This window comes from Pseudomonas sp. zbq_18 (assembly GCF_043102245.1).
GTDB lineage: Bacteria > Pseudomonadota > Gammaproteobacteria > Pseudomonadales > Pseudomonadaceae > Aquipseudomonas.
Genome location: NZ_JBICIT010000004.1, coordinates 37,662 through 55,428 on the forward strand (window position 1 = coordinate 37,662; position 17,767 = coordinate 55,428).

Below are 17,767 nucleotides of genomic sequence, written 5' to 3' on the forward strand. Positions count from 1 at the left end.
TCTGAATAGGGCTGAATCGCGCTGAATTTCTCTGAAAGCCTCAGGCGGCGGGGCTTAGCCGCTGGCCCAGCGCCGCATTCAGGTAGGCCCTGGCCTGGTCGAAGTCGAAGCCATCGAGCGCCTGAGCCAGATGCGCGACATGGCTCGGAAAGACTGCCCGCAACAGGGGCGCATGCGTGGCGAAACAGAGCTGCGCATCGGCATCGTGATCGGCCAGCAGCTCGCCCAGCTGGGTGCACACCTGCTGCAGCTGCCGCTCATCGACCTCGCTGGCCACGGCCTGCACTTCGGCCGGCAATTGCTGCAGTTGCTCCAGCAGCGGTTCTAGGTGCGCAGCCAGAGCCGCCAGCAGTGGCTCGCATTGCGCTGCCGTGGCAGACCCGCGCAACTGCTGCTCCAGCGCCGCAGCGGCCTGGGCCACTGCCTCCGCCCCCAGGGTGGCGGCCACGCCCTTGCAGCCATGGGCAAGGTGCCTGGCGGCGGCCAGATCACCCGTTTCCAGTGCCTGCGCCAGGCGCTGCGGCAACGCGCTCTGGCCGACGAGAAACTGCCTCAGCAGCTGGCGATACAGCGCCTCGTTGCCCAGCACCCGACGCAACCCGGCTGCTACATCCACCCCCACCAGCTGCAGGGCCTGGGCCGGCTGCACTGCCTGCGGCAGCTCCCGGCGCTGGCCGAGCCAGCGCTGCAGCACGGCCTGCAGGGCCTGCGGTTCGAAAGGCTTGCTGATGAAATCGTTCATCCCGGCGGCCAGGCAGGCCTCGCGGTCCTCGCGCAGGGCATTGGCGGTCATCGCCACCACCGGCAGTCCGGCCAGTTCCGGGCGCCGGCGCAGCTCGCGAGTGGCGGCCAGGCCATCGAGCACCGGCATCTGCATGTCCATCAGCACCAGCGCGTAGCGCTGCCGCGTCAGGCACTCCAGGGCCTCGCGACCGTTGCCGGCGATATCCACCTGGCAGCCCATGGCGCGCAGCAGTTCGGCCGCCACCTGCTGGTTCAGCTCGTTGTCCTCCACCAGCAGCAAGCGCGTGCCCAGGAGAGACTCGCCGTCCAAGGCGGTGCTGGCCAGGCGCTCGTCACCCAAAGCCGCCCGTGCCGGCTGCAGCCAGGCACTGAAGCTGAAGGTGCTGCCCTGCCCCGGCACGCTGCGCACCGCCACGTCGCCGCCCATCAGAGTGGCCAGCTGCTTGGCAATGGCCAGACCAAGGCCGGTGCCTCCATAGCGCCGGGTCGTCGAGGCGTCGGCCTGCTGGAAGCTGGTGAACAACTGGGCGCACTGCTCGGCACTCAGACCGATGCCGGTGTCGCTGACCGCGAACTCCAGGCACAGCTCACCCGCCCGGCGCGCCTGCAACCCGACGGCAACTTCGATACGCCCATGCTCGGTGAACTTCAGCGCATTGCTCAGGTAGTTGAGCAATATCTGGCGCAGGCGCAGGGGGTCGCCGTGCAGCTGGTCCGGCACTTGTGGCGCCACCTGCAGACTCAGCTCCAGGCCCTTGGCCAGGATCTTCGGCTGCAGCAGGTCGGTGACTTCACGCAGCAACCGGTCGAGGCTGAAGTCCTGCAGATCCAGCCTGAGCTTGCCGGCCTCGATCTTGGAGAAATCGAGGATGTCGTCGAGGATGCCCAGCAGATGATGGCTGGAGCTCTGCACCTTGCTCAGGTAATCACGCTGGCGCTCGTCCAGTTCGGTGGCCAGCACCAGGTGGGTCATGCCGATGATGGCATTCATCGGCGTGCGGATCTCATGGCTCATGTTGGCCAGAAACTCGCTCTTGACGCGCGCCGCCTTCTCGGCGAGCTCGCGCGCTTCGCGCATCTTTTCAGCGGCGGCCAGGCGCGGGGAGATGTCCTTGATCACCCAGATGGTGCCTTGCGTGAGGTCGCCAGGGCTGACTGCCCGGGCGCTGACCGAGGCCCAGAACAAGCTATCGTCCTTGCGCCGCACCTGCATGTCACGGCGGAAGGTCTGGCCGTCGTGCAGCTGCCGGCGGATGTCCAGCACCTCCTCCTCGGCCAGCGCCTGGCTGGCCCAAATGAATGGCGACTGCTGCAGCAACTCGCCCTCGGCATAACCGAACACCTCATGCAGGCTGGAGTTGGCCTGCACGATATGTTCACCGCGAATAAATGCAATGCCATAAGGCGCCGCCATCAGGATCGCCCGCTGCTGCTCATGGGCCAGCTGCAGATGGCGCTCGTACTCGCGACTCTGGCTGAGGTCGCGGATCACCACGCACAGGGACTGGCTTTCATCGGTGCGCCAGGGCAGCGCCGAGACGCGGACCTCGACGGGGAACTCACTGCCATCGAAGCGCCGGGCCATGCACTCGCCGACCTGAATCGTCTCGGGATTGTCGTGCAGCCCCTGAAACAGTCCGTCGAACATCTGGCTCTGCTCGGCCGACACCATCTCCTTGTAGTGCTGCAGCAGCAGATGCCCCTTGGGGTAGCCGAAGATGCGCTCACACTCGATATTGGCCAGGATGATCTGGCCATGTTCGTTGCACACCAGCATGCCGTCGGGTGCCGCCTCGACGATGCCGCGGAACCAACTCTCGGTGGCCGCCAGCGAGTCCTGCTGGCGCTCCAGCTGCTGCGTCTGCCGATGAGCCTGGGACAGCAGGTTCTGAGTGTACTCGCGCTGCAGCAGCAGCCCCCACCAGGCACAGACCGGCTCGGGCAGGCAGTCCAGCAGCTCCAGCTGGGCCGCGTTTGGACCCTGTTCCAGATGGATATCGATGACGCCCTGCTGTTGACCGTCATGCAGCAACGGCAGATGAAAGTGGCGGTCGGCGCTGCCGCGCGCCACGTCAGGTTCCTGTTCACTGAAGCTGATACGGATGACCGGCAGCCAGTCGGCCAGGCGCTCGCTCAGGCACCCGACAAAGGCTTCGCGGCTGGCGCTGGACTGCAGCGCCTGGGCCAGCTCGCCCAGGCGATCCTTGGCCCAACGCTGATGGATCATCTGCTGATTGACCCGCCGATAAGCCTCCAGTGCCCGCGCCAGCGCACCCAACTCATTGCGCGCCTGGCAGCCGCTGATCCGCCCGAGCGCCTTGCCTGCCTGCAGGCGCTGGGTCTGGGCGGTCAGCACCCGCAGCGGCATGAGCAGGCCACGGCGCACGAACAGCAGCATCGCCAGCAGCACATAGATGACGGTCAGCCCGAGCATGACGGCCGCCAGCACCTGGGCGGCCTCGGCCTGGGCAACGGACTCAGCGACCAACCGATTCTGCCGGGCAAAGATACTGCTGCGGATCTCCTCCAGCAGCGCGGTGATCTGCAGTTCGCTGTGAACATATTGCCCCCACTGCAGGCGCGGGCTGTTGCCATGGGCCTGGCGCTCGGCCATGGCCTGCTCTTCTATCTCGATCTGTTGCGCATTGAGCTCAGCGGCGCGGCGCAGCAACTCGTGTTCCCTCGGCTGCAGCGGTTTGGCCTGCAACTGCTCCAGCGCCTTGGCAAACAGACCGTCCTTGCGCAGCTGGCGATATTGTTCTCGGTAAGCCTTATCACCCGACCCCACATACAAGCGGGCGAACTGGGTCAGACGACGTTTGTCGCTGAACAGCTGCGCACTGAGGCTGGTGACTTCGAAGCGCTGCTGCGCCACCGCCTGACTCAGCTGGTAATGCTGATCGGCATACCAGACGCTGCCCAGACACAGGCTACCGATCAGCAGCATGCCAGCAGCCAGCCATTTACTGAGTGTGTCGAGGCTCATGGGGCTCTTCCCTCTGGTGGGTGGGCCGAGTGTCGGGCTCGGTCATCCGGGTTGAGGGAATTGACGCATGGGTGGTGCTGGCGGCGCTGTGAAAAACCCTGAATAGCCCTGAAAGGCCATGAAATAGCCGCTGAAGTGCGCTTTATGGCAACCGGATGGCCTGCCCAGAGACGCCGGTTTATTCACGAATACGCACAATCAAGCGTAAGCAATACGTTACAGCATGAGCTTTAAAACGACCGACCGCGCTTCGCTCGCGCAGACTCGTAATCATTTATTTACACAAAAGCAGATCGCCCCGAACCGACACACACCTCCAGCCGCCTGTACCCAAGCGCCATTTGCGGTACTGCTAGAGGCCTACAACAACACTCCGCGCACCAGGCGCAGATGAGGAGGCAGGTCGATGAAAACCACGCAGTACGTGGCCCGGCAACCGGACGAAAACGGCTTCATCCACTACTCGGACACCGAGCATCAGGTGTGGAACACTCTGATCACCCGGCAGATGAAAGTGCTGGAAGGCCGCGCCTGCCAGGAGTACTTCGACGGTATCGAGCAGCTTGCCCTGCCCCATGAGCGCATCCCCCAGCTCGGCGAGATCAACCAGGTGCTCGGCGCCACCACCGGCTGGAGCGTGGCCCAGGTGCCGGCGCTGATTCCGTTCCAGACCTTCTTCGAGCTACTGGCCAGCAAGCGCTTCCCGGTCGCCACCTTTATCCGCACCCCGCAGGAGCTGGACTACCTGCAGGAGCCAGACATCTTCCACGAGATCTTCGGCCACTGCCCGCTACTGACCAATCCCTGGTTCGCCGAATTCACCCACACCTACGGCAAGCTCGGCCTGGCGGCGAGCAAGGAGCAGCGCGTGTACCTGGCGCGGCTGTACTGGATGACCATCGAGTTCGGCCTGGTCGATACCCCGGCCGGCCGACGCATCTACGGCGGCGGCATCCTCTCCTCGCCCAAGGAGACGGTCTACTCGCTGTCCAACGAACCGGAACACCAGGCTTTCGACCCGCTCGAAGCGATGCGCACGCCCTACCGCATCGACATCCTGCAGCCGCTGTACTTCGTCCTGCCGAATCTCAAGCGCCTGTTCGACCTGGCCCACGAGGACATCATGGGTATGGTGCAACAGGCCATGAACCTGGGCCTGCACGCACCGAAATTCCCGCCGAAAGCGGCGTAGAACTATCCTCCCCTCTCCCATTCATGGGAGAGGGGCCGGGGGAGAGGGACGACGCCACCGCCCCTCTCCCCAGCCCTCTCCCGCAAGCGGGAGAGGGAGCAGTCCGCATAAACCTATAGCTATCCACGACCACCTCAGGAGCCCGATATGACCAGCCTCGCCCAAGCCCAATGCGAAGCCTGCCGCGCCGATGCGCCCCACGTCTCGGAAGAAGAACTGGCCAGCCTGATCCGCGAGATCCCGGACTGGAACATCGAGGTGCGTGACGGCCATATGGAGCTGGAGCGCCAGTACCTGTTCAAGAACTTCCGCCACGCCCTGGCCTTCACCAACGCGGTCGGCGCCATTGCCGAGGAAGTCGGTCACCATCCGGCCCTGCTCACCGAATGGGGCAAGGTCACCGTGACCTGGTGGAGCCACGAGATGAAGGGCCTGCACCGCAACGACTTCATCATGGCCGCGCGCACCGATGTGCTGGCCAGCGCCGCCGAGGGCCGCAAGTGAGCCACTTCGCCGCCATCGCCGGCGTCCCCGGCGACCCGATTCTCGGCCTGCTCGACGCCTACCGCGCCGATCCCAATCCGGCCAAGCTGGACCTGGGCGTCGGCGTGTACAAGGACGCCAGCGGCCTGACGCCCATCCCCCGCGCGGTGAAGCTGGCCGAGCAGCGCCTGCTGGAAACCGAGCAGAGCAAGACCTATATCGGCGGCCACGGCGCGCCCGAATTCGGCGAGCGCCTGCTGCAGCTGGTGCTGGGCACGGATTCGGCGCTGCTGCGCGACGGCCTGGCCGGTGCCACCCAGACGCCCGGCGGCACCGGCGCCCTGCGCCTGGCCGGCGAATTTATCGCCAGGAATCTGCCCGGACGCAGCATCTGGCTCAGTGACCCGACCTGGCCGATCCACGAGACGCTGTTCGCCGCCTGCGGCCTGCGTGTCGAGCACTATCCCTATGTCGGTGCCGACAACCGCCTGCACCTGGACGCCATGCTCGAAGCCTTGCAGCGTATTCCGGCCGGTGATGTGGTGCTGCTGCACGCCTGCTGCCACAACCCGACCGGCTTCGACCTCAGCGCTGCCGACTGGCAACGCGTACTGGAGGTGGTCAAGGCCCGCGAGCTGCTGCCGCTGATCGACTTCGCCTACCAGGGCTTCGGCGACAGCCTGGAACAAGACGCCTGGGCCGTGCGCCTGTTCGCCGCCGAGCTGCCGGAACTGCTGGTCACCAGCTCCTGCTCGAAGAACTTCGGCCTCTATCGCGAGCGCACCGGCGCGCTGATCGTGCGCGCCGACAGTGCCGGCAGACTGGCTGCCGTGCGCAGCCAGCTGGCCCTGCTGGCCCGTGGCTTGTGGTCGACGCCACCGGCCCATGGCGCGGCGGTGGTGGCCGAGATACTCGGCGATGCCGAGCTAAAGGCACTGTGGAGCGCAGAAGTGGAAGGCATGCGCCAGCGCGTGGCTGACCTGCGCCGCGGCCTGGTCGAGGCCCTGCACCCGCACGGCCTGGCCGAACGCTTCGCGCACATCGCCGAGCAGCGCGGCATGTTCTCCTACACCGGCCTCAGCGCCGAGCAGGTGGCGCGGCTACGCACGGAGTTCAGCGTGTATCTGGTCAGTAGCGGGCGCGCCAGCGTGGCGGGCATGAGCGAGCAGCGCCTGGACTACCTGGCCGGGGCGATTGCCAGGGTGTGCCAGGCCTGAACGAAAACGCCGCCCGAGGGCGGCGTTTTTCTGAAACCTTAGCCCGGATGCAATCCGGGAAAGCGCGAGCTGAATAAACCCCGGATTGCATCCGGGTTACCGGCTTTCGCGGCTGAAGCCACTCCCACAAAGCCACGGCATTTCCTGTGGGAACGGCTTCAGCCGCAGTTAAGAGCGCCCAGCATGTAGGTTGGGTTGAGCGCAGCGAAGCCCAACGTGGTGAGCTGTTGGGCTTCGGTGCTTCGCGCCTCAACCCAACCTACAGCGTGGTATGCAAGCAGGAGTGGTATCAGCCGAGATTGGAGCAGACCCAATGGCGGCAACTGCTCCCACAAAGCCCGGATTGCATCCGGGCTACGCGCCGACCACCACTCACCCACTCGTGAAAGCAGACTGTCAGCCCCTCCCTAAGCCCCTCCCCACCGGTGCGAGGAAACAGCCTGGCCGGCTCAATCCAGCTGATCGTCACGGATCAGCACATAGCTACTGTCGGCACGGTCGTAGACGTAATACATCTCCACCTTCATGCCGCGCATCACCGCCAGGTAGTCACCCGGCTCGGCGATGAAGAAGTCGTTGCTGTCGGCCTTGGCCGGGCTCTCGATACGGGCGTTGAAGAACAGCGCCGGATCGCTGCCGTCGAAATAGTCGTCGCGCTCGACCGCATCCCACTCGGCCGGCGCCTCGAAGACGCCCTCGAACAGTACATGGCCGTCGCCCAGCTCCAGCTCCTCGGCGTCCGGATCGTTCTCGTCCGGACGGTACAGGGTGCAGTCCAGGGCGTCGGGGTGGTCTTTCAGTTTCATGCCTTGCTCCTCTCGCGCAGGTAGGCCAGCACGGCCTCCTGCTCACCGGCGAATTCGATGCGCGAGGCCTTGCTCTCGCGCTGGAAGACGTACATGGGATCGTAGTATTCGCGCAGCAGACCCTCGATCCAGCCACGGTGGGTGTCCACCACGCCGCTGCGTTCCTGCTCTTCCAGCGCCTGCACAAGGATCGCGCGCAGGCGCGCGTGGCGTTCACCGCCCAGGCGCCGCTGGATATTGTCCATGCTCTGCAGCATGCGCTGGGCGAACAGGCTGAAACCGCTCTCCTCGCCATGCTCGCCGATGAACTCGGCGGCCAGGTCGATCACGTAGTCCTTGAGGATGCGCTCGACACGGCCTTCGACACTGTCCTCCAGCCATACCAGGGGGTACTGCTGCATGCCCTGGTGCAGCGGCAGCGGCAGCGAGCAGGTGCCGATCAGACGGCTCTCGTCCTCCAGTACGAACTGCTGCTGGCCACGCGCGCGGCGCTTGAGCAGGTCGATGGCCAGGCGGTTCTCGAAGTCGATCTGCGCCGGCTGGCCGGTGGCGCGCTTGCCGAAGCTGGAGCCCCGGTGGTTGGCGTGACCTTCCAGGTCGATGCTGTTGTCCAGGGCGGCGATCACCTCGGTCTTGCCGGTGCCGGTCATGCCGCCGACGATGACGAAGTCGCACTCGGCCACCGCGCTGTCGAGCGTCTCGATCAGGAAGGTGCGCATGGCCTTGTAGCCACCGATCACCCGCGGGTAGTCGATGCCGGCGTCCTTGAGCCACTGCTGGACGATCTGCGAACGCAGCCCGCCACGGAAGCAGTACAGGTAGCCGTTCGGGTTGGCCCTGGCGAAGGCCGCCCAGGCCTCGACCCGCTCGGCCTTGACCTTGCCCGAGACCAGCTGGTGACCCAGTTCGATGGCCGCCTGCTGGCCCTTCTGCTTGTAGCAGGTGCCGACCTTCTGCCGCTCGATGTCGGTCATCAGCGGCAGGCTGATGGCGTTGGGGAAGGCGCCCTTGGTGAATTCCACCGGGGCGCGCATATCCATCATTGGCACATCGCCCAGGAAAATCTCGCGGTAGTCGGCCGTATTGTCGCGCATCACAGCACCTCTACCGCGTAGGTCTGTCGCTCGACCAACTGGCCAATCGGGGCCAGGTTCAGCCCCAGCTCGGTGGCCACCGCCAGGAACTCGGCCTCACCTTCGGGGCTGACGGCGATCAGCAGACCGCCGCTGGTCTGCGGGTCGCACAGCAGGTCGCGCTGCGCCTCGGAAATCGGCGCAATCTTGTCGCCATAGCTGTCGAAGTTGCGCAGGGTGCCGCCCGGCACGCAGCCTTCGGCCAGGTAATAGTCGACGCCCGGCAGGCGCGGCACGGCGGCGTAGTCCAGCTGGGCGGTGAGGTTGGCACCGTCGGCCATTTCGACCAGATGACCGAGCAAGCCGAAACCGGTGACATCGGTCATCGCCCGCACTCCGGCCAACTTGCCGAAACGCGCGCCCGGCTTGTTCAGGGTGCACATCCAGTCACGGGCCAGACCGACGTCCTGCTCGCGCAGCCTGGCCTTCTTCTCGGCGGTGGTGAGGATGCCGATGCCCAGTGGCTTGCTCAGGTACAGCTTGCAGCCGGCCGTGGCGGTGTCATTGCGCTTCATGTGCGCCTTCTGCACCACGCCGGTCACCGCCAGACCGAAGATCGGTTCCGGCGCATCGATGGAATGGCCGCCGGCCAGCGGGATGCCTGCCTCGTCGCACACCGCGCGACCACCGCGAATCACCTCGCGGGCCACTTCAGGCGGCAGGACGTTGACCGGCCAGCCGAGGATGGCGATGGCCATCAGCGGATCGCCGCCCATGGCGTAGATATCGCTGATCGCATTGGTCGCGGCGATACGGCCAAAATCGTAGGGGTCATCGACGATGGGCATAAAGAAGTCGGTGGTGGAGACCACGCCACGCTCCTCATCCAGCGCATAGACCGCCGCGTCGTCCTTGGAGGCATTGCCGACCCACAGCTTGGGGTCGAGGTTCTGCGCGCCGCTGCCGGCCAGGATCACTTCCAGCACCTTGGGGGAAATCTTGCAGCCACAGCCGGCACCATGGCTGTACTGGGTAAGGCGGATCGGTTCGCTCATCGAACTCACTCGGCAATTACGGAAAACAGGCGGCGGATTCTAGCAAAGCTGTTCTTTCAAGCCTGCGCCCATATAATCGCCGCCGTTCTACTACCCTGACGAGGCGTGGCCACTGGCCTGCCACTTCGAACCTTTTCCGCTATTGAACCGGAGAATCTTCATGCTCAAGCCTATTCTCGCCCTGGCTGCCGGCCTGGCCCTGTCCACCACCACCCTTCTCGCCCAAGCCGCCGACGTGCTGAAAGTCAGCGCCATCCCCGACGAAGCCCCCACCGAACTGCTGCGCAAGTTCAAGCCGCTGGGTGCCTACCTGGAGCAGGAACTGGGCATGAAAGTCGAGTTCGTCCCGGTCGCCGACTACCCGGCGGTGGTCGAGGCCCTGGCCACCGACCGCATCGACCTGGCCTGGCTGGGCGGCTTCACCTTCGTTCAGGTGCGCCTGAAGACCGGTAACGCCATCCCGCTGGTACAGCGCGAGCAGGACGCCCAGTTCACAAGCAAGTTCATCACCGCCGACGCCAACGTCAAGTCGCTGGCCGACCTGAAAGGTAAGAGCTTCGCCTTCGGCTCGGTGTCCTCCACGTCCGGCAGCCTGATGCCGCGCTACTTCATGCTGCAGGACGGCATCAAGCCGGAAGCCTTCTTCAGCCGCGTCGGCTACTCCGGCGCGCATGACGCCACCGCCGCCTGGGTGCAGGCCGGCAAGGTCGACGGCGGCGTGCTTAACGCCAGCGTGTGGGACAAGCTGGTCGCCGCTGGCAAGGTCGATACCGACAAGGTCAAGGTCTTCGCCACCACCCCGGCCTACTACGACTACAACTGGACCGTGCGCGGCACCCTCGATCCGGCCCTGACTGCCAAGATCAAGACTGCCTTCCTCGCCCTCGACCCGGCCAACCCGGAGCACAAGGCGATCCTCGACCTGCAGGCTGCTTCGCGCTTCATCGAAACCGCACCTGAGAACTACAAGGGCATCGAGGACGCCGCCCGCGCCGCCGACCTGCTGAAATGAGCCTGCGCCTTACCGGCGCCAGCCTGCAGCACGGCAACGGAGTCCACGCCCTGCGCGGCGTGGACCTGGCCATCGAGTCCGGCGAGCGAGTCGCCATCATCGGCCCGTCCGGCGCCGGCAAGTCCAGCCTGCTGAATCTGCTGGCCAGCGCCCTGCCACCCAGCGCCGGCAGCGTCGAACTGCTCGATGAGCAGCCCTGGCAACTCGGCGCCCGCGCCCGCCAGCGCCTGCGCACGCGCATCGGCCTGATCCACCAGGCGCCGCCGCTGCCGCCACGGCAACGGGTGGTTACCGCCGTGCTGGCCGGCAAACTCGGTCAGTGGGGCCTGGGCAGAAGCCTGCTCAACCTGCTGCACCCCGTCGATATCCCCGGCGCTCGCGCCGTGCTCGCCCGCCTGGACCTGGCCGACAAGCTGTTCGCCCAGTGCCAGCAGCTTTCCGGCGGCCAGCTGCAGCGGGTCGGCATCGCCCGTGCGCTGTACCAGAACCCCGAGCTGCTGCTGGCTGACGAGCCGGTCTCGGCGATGGACCCGGTGCTGGCCGACCACACCCTCGCCGTACTGTGCCGGCATGCCGAAGCCAACCGGGTCACCCTGGTCGCCAGCCTGCATGCGGTGGACCTGGCCCTGGCGCACTTCCCGCGCATCGTCGGCGTGCGCGACGGGCAGATCGCCTTCGACCGCCCGGCCAGCGAAGTAACCCCGGAACTGCTCGACGCCCTCTACGCCAACGAGCAGTTGGTGTCGCCGCAGATGCCGGCAGTGACCCTGAGCCTGCAGATTCCGCGATGCTGAACCCAATGCTGCAGATGTTGCTTGTAGGAGGGGTTGAGCGGCACTCCGCTTTAGCCGCGACGTTTTTGCGCTGCCTGGGTCGCGGCCAAGGCCCCTCCTACTCAGGTAGAACCGAGACTGGTGGGAGCGGCTTCAGCCGCGATTGGAGCAGCACAAGAGCTTCGCGGCTAAAGCGGAGTGCCGCCCAGCCGCTCCCACGACACACCCCAAGGCAGCCTCATGCTGCAACGTGACCGCCGCGACCCCGCCGCCCTGCCCCGCCTGCTGCTGACCCTGCTGGCCGTGGCCCTGCTGTGGCCGGGCATCCAGCTCAGCGAACTGGACCTCGGCGTGCTGCTGGCCAGTGACAGCCAGAGCGAGATGGGCCGCTTCGTCGCCGGTTTCTGGCCGCCGGCGCACAACGCCGAGTTCCTCGACCTGCTGCTGCAGGCCACCCTGCAGACACTGGCCATTGCCACCGCCGGCATGACCCTGGCGCTACTGATCGCAGTGCCGGCGGCGCTGCTCGCCAGCCGCGCGCTGTCGCTGACCGCGGCGGCACGCGGTGGTCGTCCCAGCGCCCTCGGCCAGGTCCTGCGCTGGCCGGTGCGGGCCTTGCTGATTTTCCTGCGCAGCGTGCCGGAGATCGTCTGGGCACTGCTGTTCGTGCGTGCCGTCGGCCTCGGTCCCACCGCCGGGGTGCTGGCCATCGCCATCACCTACGCCGGCATGCTCGGCAAGGTCTATGCGGAAATCTTCGAATCGGTCGACCAGCGCCCCATGCACGCCCTGCTGCAGGCCGGCAGCGGGCGCCTGAGCGCCTTCGTCTACGGCATCCTGCCGAATGCCGCCGCCGAACTGACCTCCTACACCGTGTACCGCTGGGAATGCGCCATTCGCGCCTCGGTGGTGATGGGCTTCGTCGGCGCCGGCGGCCTGGGCCAGCAGATCGACCTGTCGCTGCGCATGTTCGCCGGCGGCGAGGTGGCCAGCATGCTGCTGACCTTCCTACTTCTGGTGCTGCTGGCCGACGGCCTGAGCCGCCTGCTGCGCGGGAGGCTGGCATGAACCGGCTGATCAACCTGGCGCTGCTCGCCGCCATTCTCGTCGCGATCATCGCCTCTTTCGCCTACCTGGGCCTGGACCTGGGCGCACTGTTCGGCAGCGACAGTCTCGGCCACATGGGCGCCTACGCGGCGCGCTTTCTGCAGCCGGACCTGAGCGGCGAACACCTGGCCGCCATCGGCCGCGGCGCCCTGGAAACCCTGGCCATGTCGGCCCTCGGCACCCTGCTGGCGGCCATCTTCGGCCTGCTCCTGGCGCTGCCGGCCGCCGGACGCTTTGGTTGGCCGCTACAGGGCCTGGCACGCCTGCTGCTCAACGGCTTGCGGGCGATTCCCGAACTGGTGTGGGCGGCGCTGATGGTGCTGGCCGCCGGCCTCGGCCCGAACGCTGGCACCCTGGCCCTGGCCCTGCATACGGCGGGCGTATTGGGACGGCTATTCGCCGAGGCGCTGGAGAACACGCCGAAAGAGCCCGCCGAAGCCATCCGCCTGCAGGGCGGCAGCCAGGTCGCGGCGTTCTGCTATGGCGTGCTGCCCAACCTGCTCCCGCAATTGCTGGCCTACAGCCTGTACCGCTGGGAGAACAATATCCGCATGGCCAGCGTGCTTGGCTTCGTCGGCGCCGGCGGCCTGGGGCAGATGCTCTACGTCAGCCTCAGCCTGTTCCAGGAGGCGCAGGCCAGCACGGTGATCCTGGCCATGCTGGCACTGGTGTTCGCGGTGGATGCCCTGAGCGGTTGGACGCGCCAGCGCTGGGTGCGTGCCTGACGGCATCATTCGCCTGCTCTATCGCGCTTATCGGCTGACCTGTCGGGCCTGCGGGGTTACCATGCCCGTCCGCATGAACTAGCCAATAATCGAGAAGCCTGATGTCCGCCTGGAGCCCCGAGAGCTGGAGAAGCAAGCCCATCCAGCAACAACCCGAATACCCCGACGCCGCCCACCTCGCCCGCGTGGAGCAAACCCTGGCCGGCTACCCACCGCTGGTGTTCGCCGGCGAGGCGCGCGAGCTGCGCCGCCAGTTCGCCGAGGTCACCCAGGGCCGCGCCTTCCTGCTGCAGGGCGGCGACTGCGCCGAGAGCTTTGCCGAGTTCAGCGCGGCGAAGATTCGCGACACCTTCAAAGTGATGCTGCAGATGGCGATCGTCATGACCTTCGCCGCCGGTTGCCCGGTGGTGAAAGTCGGGCGCATGGCCGGGCAGTTTGCCAAGCCGCGCTCGGCAGGCCACGAAACCATCAATGGCGTGACCCTGCCGGCCTACCGCGGCGACATCGTCAACGGCATCGGCTTCGACGCCGCCAGCCGCGTGCCGGACCCGGACCGTCTGCTGCAGGCCTATCACCAGGCCACCGCCAGCCTCAACCTGTTGCGCGCCTTCGCCCAGGGCGGCTTCGCCGACGTGCACCAGGTGCATCAGTGGAACCTGGATTTCATCGCCAACTCGGCGCTCTCCGAGAAGTACCATCAGCTGGCCAACCGCATCGACGAGACCCTCGCCTTTATGCGCGCAGTCGGCATGGACAGCGCGCCGCAGCTGCGCGAAGTCAGCTTCTTCACCGCCCACGAGGCGCTGCTGCTGGGTTACGAGCAGGCCTTCGTGCGCCAGGACAGCCTGACCGGGCGCTGGTACGACTGCTCCGCGCACATGCTGTGGATCGGCGACCGCACCCGCCAGCTGGACGGCGCCCACGTCGAGTTCATGCGCGGCATCGAGAACCCCATCGGGGTCAAGGTCGGCCCGAGCATGGACCCGGACGAGCTGATCCGCCTGATCGACGTGCTCAACCCGGACAACGACCCGGGCCGCCTCAACCTGATCGTGCGCATGGGCGCCGACAAGGTCGAGGCGCACTTCCCGCGTCTGCTGCGCAAGGTCAAGGAAGAAGGTCGCCAGGTGCTGTGGAGCTCCGACCCCATGCACGGCAACACCATCAAGGCCTCCAGTGGCTACAAGACCCGCGACTTCGCGCAGATCCTCTCGGAGGTGAAGCAGTTCTTCCAAGTGCACCGCGCCGAGGGCACTCACGCCGGCGGTATCCATATCGAGATGACCGGGCAGAACGTCACCGAGTGCATCGGCGGCTCGCGGCCTATCACCGAGGACGGCCTGTCGGACCGCTACCACACCCACTGCGACCCGCGAATGAACGCGGACCAGTCGCTGGAGCTGGCCTTCATGATCGCCGAGACACTCAAACAGGCGCGCGGCTGAGGCGCACACGGGGCCCAATGGCCCCGTAGTCTTATCTGCAGGCAAGGAGCAACGCGTGATTACCTGTTACCTCAAGTACGTCATCGATCCCTACAAGCTCAAGGAATTCGAGCACTACGGCAAACTGTGGATTCCCCTGGTGGAGAAGTTCGGCGGCCAGCATCACGGCTACTTCCTGCCATCGGAGGGCGCCAATAACATCGCCCTGGCCATGTTCAGCTTCCCCAGCCTGACCGAATACGAGCGCTACCGGCAGCAGTCGATGGAGGATGCCGAATGCCAGGCCGCCTTCCGCTACGCCGAAGACACCCGTTGCATCCTCAGCTACGAACGCTCGTTCTTCCGCCCGGTCTTCGGCTGACCGCTACACCGGCCGGCACAGTACGCCAAGCTGTCTAGACTCCCTCGAAACCACTCGGGGGATTCACCATGAACTACCTGCATTCATCCTGCCTGGGCCTGAGCCTCTGCCTGGCTGCCGGCACCCTGCACGCAGCAGAAGAACACTCGGCCGACGAACTGGCCAAGCAGCTGGCCAACCCCGTCGCCTCGCTGATCAGCGTGCCGCTGCAATACAACTACGACGAGAACATCGGCCCCGATGACAAGGGCAGCCGCCACACCACCAACCTCCAGCCTGTTGCCCCCTTCAGCCTCAATGAGGACTGGAACCTGATCTCGCGCACCATCCTGCCGCTGATCGATCAGACCGACATCGCCCCCGGCACCGGCAACCAGACCGGCACCGGCGATGTGGTGCAGAGCCTGTTCTTTTCGCCCAAGGAACCGAGTGAGTCCGGCTGGATCTGGGGGGTAGGTCCGGTGTTCCTGCTGCCGACGGCCTCCGATGACCTGCTGGGCAGTGACCAATGGGGCATGGGGCCCACCGCCGTCGCCTTGAAGCAGTCCGGCGCCTGGACCTATGGCGCATTGGTCAACCACATCGAGCACGTCACCACCGACCAAGGCCATGCCGATGTCAGCGCCACCTTCCTGCAGCCCTTCTTGGTCTATGGCCTGCCTGGCGGCGTCAGCATTGCTCTCAATTCGGAAAGCACCTACGACTGGGAAGGTGAGGAAGCAGCCGTGCCCATCAACCTGCAGATGAACAAGGTCAGCAAGATCGGCAAGCAGATGATTCAGTTCGGTGGCGGCGTGCGCTATTGGGCGGAAAGCACCGACGCCGGGCCGGAAGGCTGGGGCGCGCGGCTCAACTTCGTCTTGCTGTTTCCGAAGTGAGCGCTACAAACACCAAGCGGATATTCAGCCGCAAAAGGCTGATATAAATCTGCAAAACAACCTTCAACAGGCTGAACAGAGAATTCACATGTTTATTTATTCGATAAATATCGGCAAAATCCTGTGCGAGCGGTAGAATCGCCCCACCCGCATCAGGAGTTGGCAACATGATCGAAGTCACCGAAGTCTCCATTGCCGAATTGCGCGCCGCGCTGGAATCCGGCCGCACCACGGCAGTCGAACTGGTACAGGCCTACCTCGCCCGTATCGATGCCTACGATGGCCCAGACACGCCCACCCGCCTCAATGCCGTGGTGGTACGCAACCCCGAAGCGCTCGCCGAAGCCCGGGCCTCCGATGCCCGCCGCGCCAGTGGCAAAACGCTCGGCCCGCTGGACGGCATCCCCTACACCGCCAAGGACAGCTACCTGGTCAAAGGCCTGACCGCCGCCTCCGGTAGCCCTGCGTTCAAGGACCTGGTGGCGCAACGCGATGCCTTTACCGTCGAGCGCCTGCGCGCCGCCGGCGCCATTTGCCTGGGCAAGACCAACATGCCGCCCATGGCCAACGGCGGCATGCAGCGCGGCGTTTATGGCCGTGCCGAAAGCCCCTACAACGCCGCCTACCTCACCGCCCCCTTCGCCTCTGGCTCGTCCAACGGCGCCGGCACCGCTACCGCCGCCAGTTTCGCCGCCTTCGGCCTGGCCGAAGAGACCTGGTCCAGCGGGCGCGGCCCGGCCTCGAACAATGGCCTGTGCGCCTACACCCCGTCGCGCGGCGTGATCTCGGTACGCGGCAACTGGCCGCTGACGCCGACCATGGACGTGGTGGTGCCCTACGCCCGTACCATGGCCGACCTGCTGGAAGTGCTCGACGCCGTAGTCGCCGACGACCCGGATACCCGTGGTGACCTCTGGCGTCTGCAGCCCTGGGTACCGATTCCCAAGGCCTCGGAAGTACGCCCGGCGTCCTATCTGGAGCTCGCTGCGCAGGCGGACGCCCTCAAGGGCAAGCGCCTGGGTGTACCCCGCATGTTCATCAACAAGGATGATCTGGCCGGCACCAGCGACAACCCGGGTATCGGCGGTCCCACCGGGCAGCGCATCCACACCCGCGCCTCGGTGATCGAGCTCTGGGAAGCCGCACGCCAGGCCCTGGAAGCGGCCGGCGCCGAAGTGGTCGAGGTGGACTTCCCGCTGGTATCCAACTGCGAGGGTGACCGCCCCGGCGCACCCACCGTGTTCAATCGGGGCATCGTCACTCCGGAGTTCCTCCATGACGAGCTGTGGGAACTGTCCGGCTGGGCCTTCGACGACTTCCTGCGCGCCAACGGCGACCCCAAGCTGAACCAACTGGCTGACGTCGATGGCCCGCAGATCTTCCCGCACGACCCGGGCACCCTGCCCAACCGCGAGGGCGACCTGGCCGCCGGCATGGACGAGTACGTCAACATGGCCAAGCGCGGCCTGAAGAGCTGGGACCAGATCGCCACCCTGCCCGACGGCCTGCGCGGCCTGGAGAAGACCCGCAAACTCGACCTGGAAGACTGGATGGACGCGCTCAAGCTCGACGCCGTGCTGTTCCCCACCGTCGCCGACGTGGGCCCGGCGGATGCCGATATCAATCCGGCTTCGGCCGACATTGCCTGGAGCAACGGCGTCTGGGTGGCCAACGGCAACCTGGCCATCCGTCACCTGGGCGTGCCCACCGTCACCGTGCCCATGGGCGTGATGGCCGATATCGGCATGCCGGTCGGCCTGACATTCGCCAGCCGCGCCTACGACGACAACAACCTGTTGCGCCTCGCCTCGGCCTACGAAGCGACCGGCAGCAAGCGCCTGGTACCGCCGCGCACCCCGCCGCTGTCACGCGGCTGAGGTTCGCCACCGACGGGGCTGGCACTGATGTGT

At 66.0% G+C, this 17,767-nt stretch carries 16 protein-coding genes; 11 read left to right on the forward strand and 5 right to left on the reverse strand.

Annotation, left to right across the window (positions count from 1 at the left end; genetic code table 11):
- Positions 1–40: 40 nt before the first annotated feature.
- Positions 41–3,730: a PAS domain S-box protein gene (locus ACF8C6_RS02830; protein ID WP_392497912.1), complete on the reverse strand. Its 3,690-nt coding sequence runs from the start codon at positions 3,728–3,730 to the stop codon at positions 41–43.
- 406 nt (positions 3,731–4,136) lie between these two features.
- On the opposite strand from ACF8C6_RS02830, the gene phhA reads away from it, so the two are divergent.
- The 3 genes from phhA to ACF8C6_RS02845 all read left to right on the forward strand — a co-directional run bounded on the left by phhA (position 4,137) and on the right by ACF8C6_RS02845 (position 6,622).
- Positions 4,137–4,922 carry a phenylalanine 4-monooxygenase gene (phhA, locus tag ACF8C6_RS02835; RefSeq protein WP_392497913.1) on the forward strand — a complete coding sequence of 262 codons (786 nt, stop codon included), beginning with the start codon at positions 4,137–4,139 and terminating at the stop codon, positions 4,920–4,922.
- Between the two features lie 147 nt (positions 4,923–5,069).
- The gene (locus ACF8C6_RS02840; protein ID WP_392497914.1) at positions 5,070–5,426 is read left to right on the forward strand and encodes a 4a-hydroxytetrahydrobiopterin dehydratase; all 357 of its coding nucleotides are present in this window, start codon (positions 5,070–5,072) and stop codon (positions 5,424–5,426) included.
- Positions 5,423–6,622: an amino acid aminotransferase gene (locus ACF8C6_RS02845; protein ID WP_392497915.1), complete on the forward strand. Its 1,200-nt coding sequence runs from the start codon at positions 5,423–5,425 to the stop codon at positions 6,620–6,622. The genes ACF8C6_RS02840 and ACF8C6_RS02845 overlap by 4 nt, the downstream gene beginning before the upstream one ends.
- A 449-nt stretch (positions 6,623–7,071) precedes the next feature.
- Here the strand turns inward: ACF8C6_RS02845 and ACF8C6_RS02850 are convergent, their stop codons facing one another.
- Genes ACF8C6_RS02850 through selD form a run of 3 tightly spaced genes read right to left on the reverse strand, consistent with a single transcriptional unit; the run spans position 7,072 to position 9,556 of the window.
- Positions 7,072–7,428: a hypothetical protein gene (locus ACF8C6_RS02850; protein ID WP_392497916.1), complete on the reverse strand. Its 357-nt coding sequence runs from the start codon at positions 7,426–7,428 to the stop codon at positions 7,072–7,074.
- Entirely contained in the window at positions 7,425–8,522 is a 1,098-nt protein-coding gene (gene mnmH / locus ACF8C6_RS02855) for a tRNA 2-selenouridine(34) synthase MnmH (protein ID WP_392497917.1), read from the reverse strand. Before mnmH ends, ACF8C6_RS02850 begins: the two co-directional genes overlap by 4 nt.
- Complete coding sequence (gene selD / locus ACF8C6_RS02860) at positions 8,522–9,556, reverse strand: selenide, water dikinase SelD (RefSeq protein ID WP_392497918.1); 1,035 nt, start codon at positions 9,554–9,556, stop codon at positions 8,522–8,524. Before selD ends, mnmH begins: the two co-directional genes overlap by 1 nt.
- A gap of 160 nt (positions 9,557–9,716) precedes the next feature.
- On the opposite strand from selD, the gene ACF8C6_RS02865 reads away from it, so the two are divergent.
- The 7 genes from ACF8C6_RS02865 to ACF8C6_RS02895 all read left to right on the forward strand — a co-directional run bounded on the left by ACF8C6_RS02865 (position 9,717) and on the right by ACF8C6_RS02895 (position 15,857).
- Positions 9,717–10,568, forward strand: coding sequence for a putative selenate ABC transporter substrate-binding protein (locus tag ACF8C6_RS02865; protein ID WP_392497919.1), 852 nt, complete (start codon positions 9,717–9,719; stop codon positions 10,566–10,568).
- Entirely contained in the window at positions 10,565–11,362 is a 798-nt protein-coding gene (locus tag ACF8C6_RS02870; protein WP_392497920.1) for a phosphonate ABC transporter ATP-binding protein, read from the forward strand. The genes ACF8C6_RS02865 and ACF8C6_RS02870 overlap by 4 nt, the downstream gene beginning before the upstream one ends.
- 219 nt (positions 11,363–11,581) lie before the next feature.
- Complete coding sequence (locus ACF8C6_RS02875) at positions 11,582–12,409, forward strand: PhnE/PtxC family ABC transporter permease (protein ID WP_392497921.1); 828 nt, start codon at positions 11,582–11,584, stop codon at positions 12,407–12,409.
- Positions 12,406–13,173, forward strand: coding sequence for a phosphonate ABC transporter, permease protein PhnE (gene phnE / locus ACF8C6_RS02880; protein WP_392497922.1), 768 nt, complete (start codon positions 12,406–12,408; stop codon positions 13,171–13,173). The genes ACF8C6_RS02875 and phnE overlap by 4 nt, the downstream gene beginning before the upstream one ends.
- Positions 13,174–13,271: 98 nt before the next feature.
- Positions 13,272–14,618, forward strand: a complete 1,347-nt coding sequence (locus ACF8C6_RS02885) for a class II 3-deoxy-7-phosphoheptulonate synthase (RefSeq protein WP_392497963.1) — start codon at positions 13,272–13,274, stop codon at positions 14,616–14,618.
- A 55-nt stretch (positions 14,619–14,673) separates the two neighbouring features.
- Positions 14,674–14,979, forward strand: a complete 306-nt coding sequence (locus ACF8C6_RS02890; RefSeq protein ID WP_392497923.1) for an NIPSNAP family protein — start codon at positions 14,674–14,676, stop codon at positions 14,977–14,979.
- A gap of 68 nt (positions 14,980–15,047) precedes the next feature.
- A complete protein-coding gene (locus ACF8C6_RS02895) occupies positions 15,048–15,857 on the forward strand; it encodes a transporter (protein WP_392497924.1) in 810 nt (269 codons plus the stop codon).
- Here the strand turns inward: ACF8C6_RS02895 and ACF8C6_RS02900 are convergent.
- On the reverse strand, positions 15,829–16,038 hold the full coding sequence (locus tag ACF8C6_RS02900; RefSeq protein WP_392497925.1) for a hypothetical protein: 210 nt from the start codon (positions 16,036–16,038) through the stop codon (positions 15,829–15,831). The two genes, ACF8C6_RS02895 and ACF8C6_RS02900, sit on opposite strands and share 29 nt — an antisense overlap.
- Here ACF8C6_RS02900 and ACF8C6_RS02905 point away from each other — a divergent pair.
- Complete coding sequence (locus ACF8C6_RS02905; RefSeq protein ID WP_392497926.1) at positions 16,025–17,734, forward strand: amidase; 1,710 nt, start codon at positions 16,025–16,027, stop codon at positions 17,732–17,734. The genes ACF8C6_RS02900 and ACF8C6_RS02905 overlap by 14 nt on opposite strands.
- Positions 17,735–17,767: the final 33 nt, after the last annotated feature.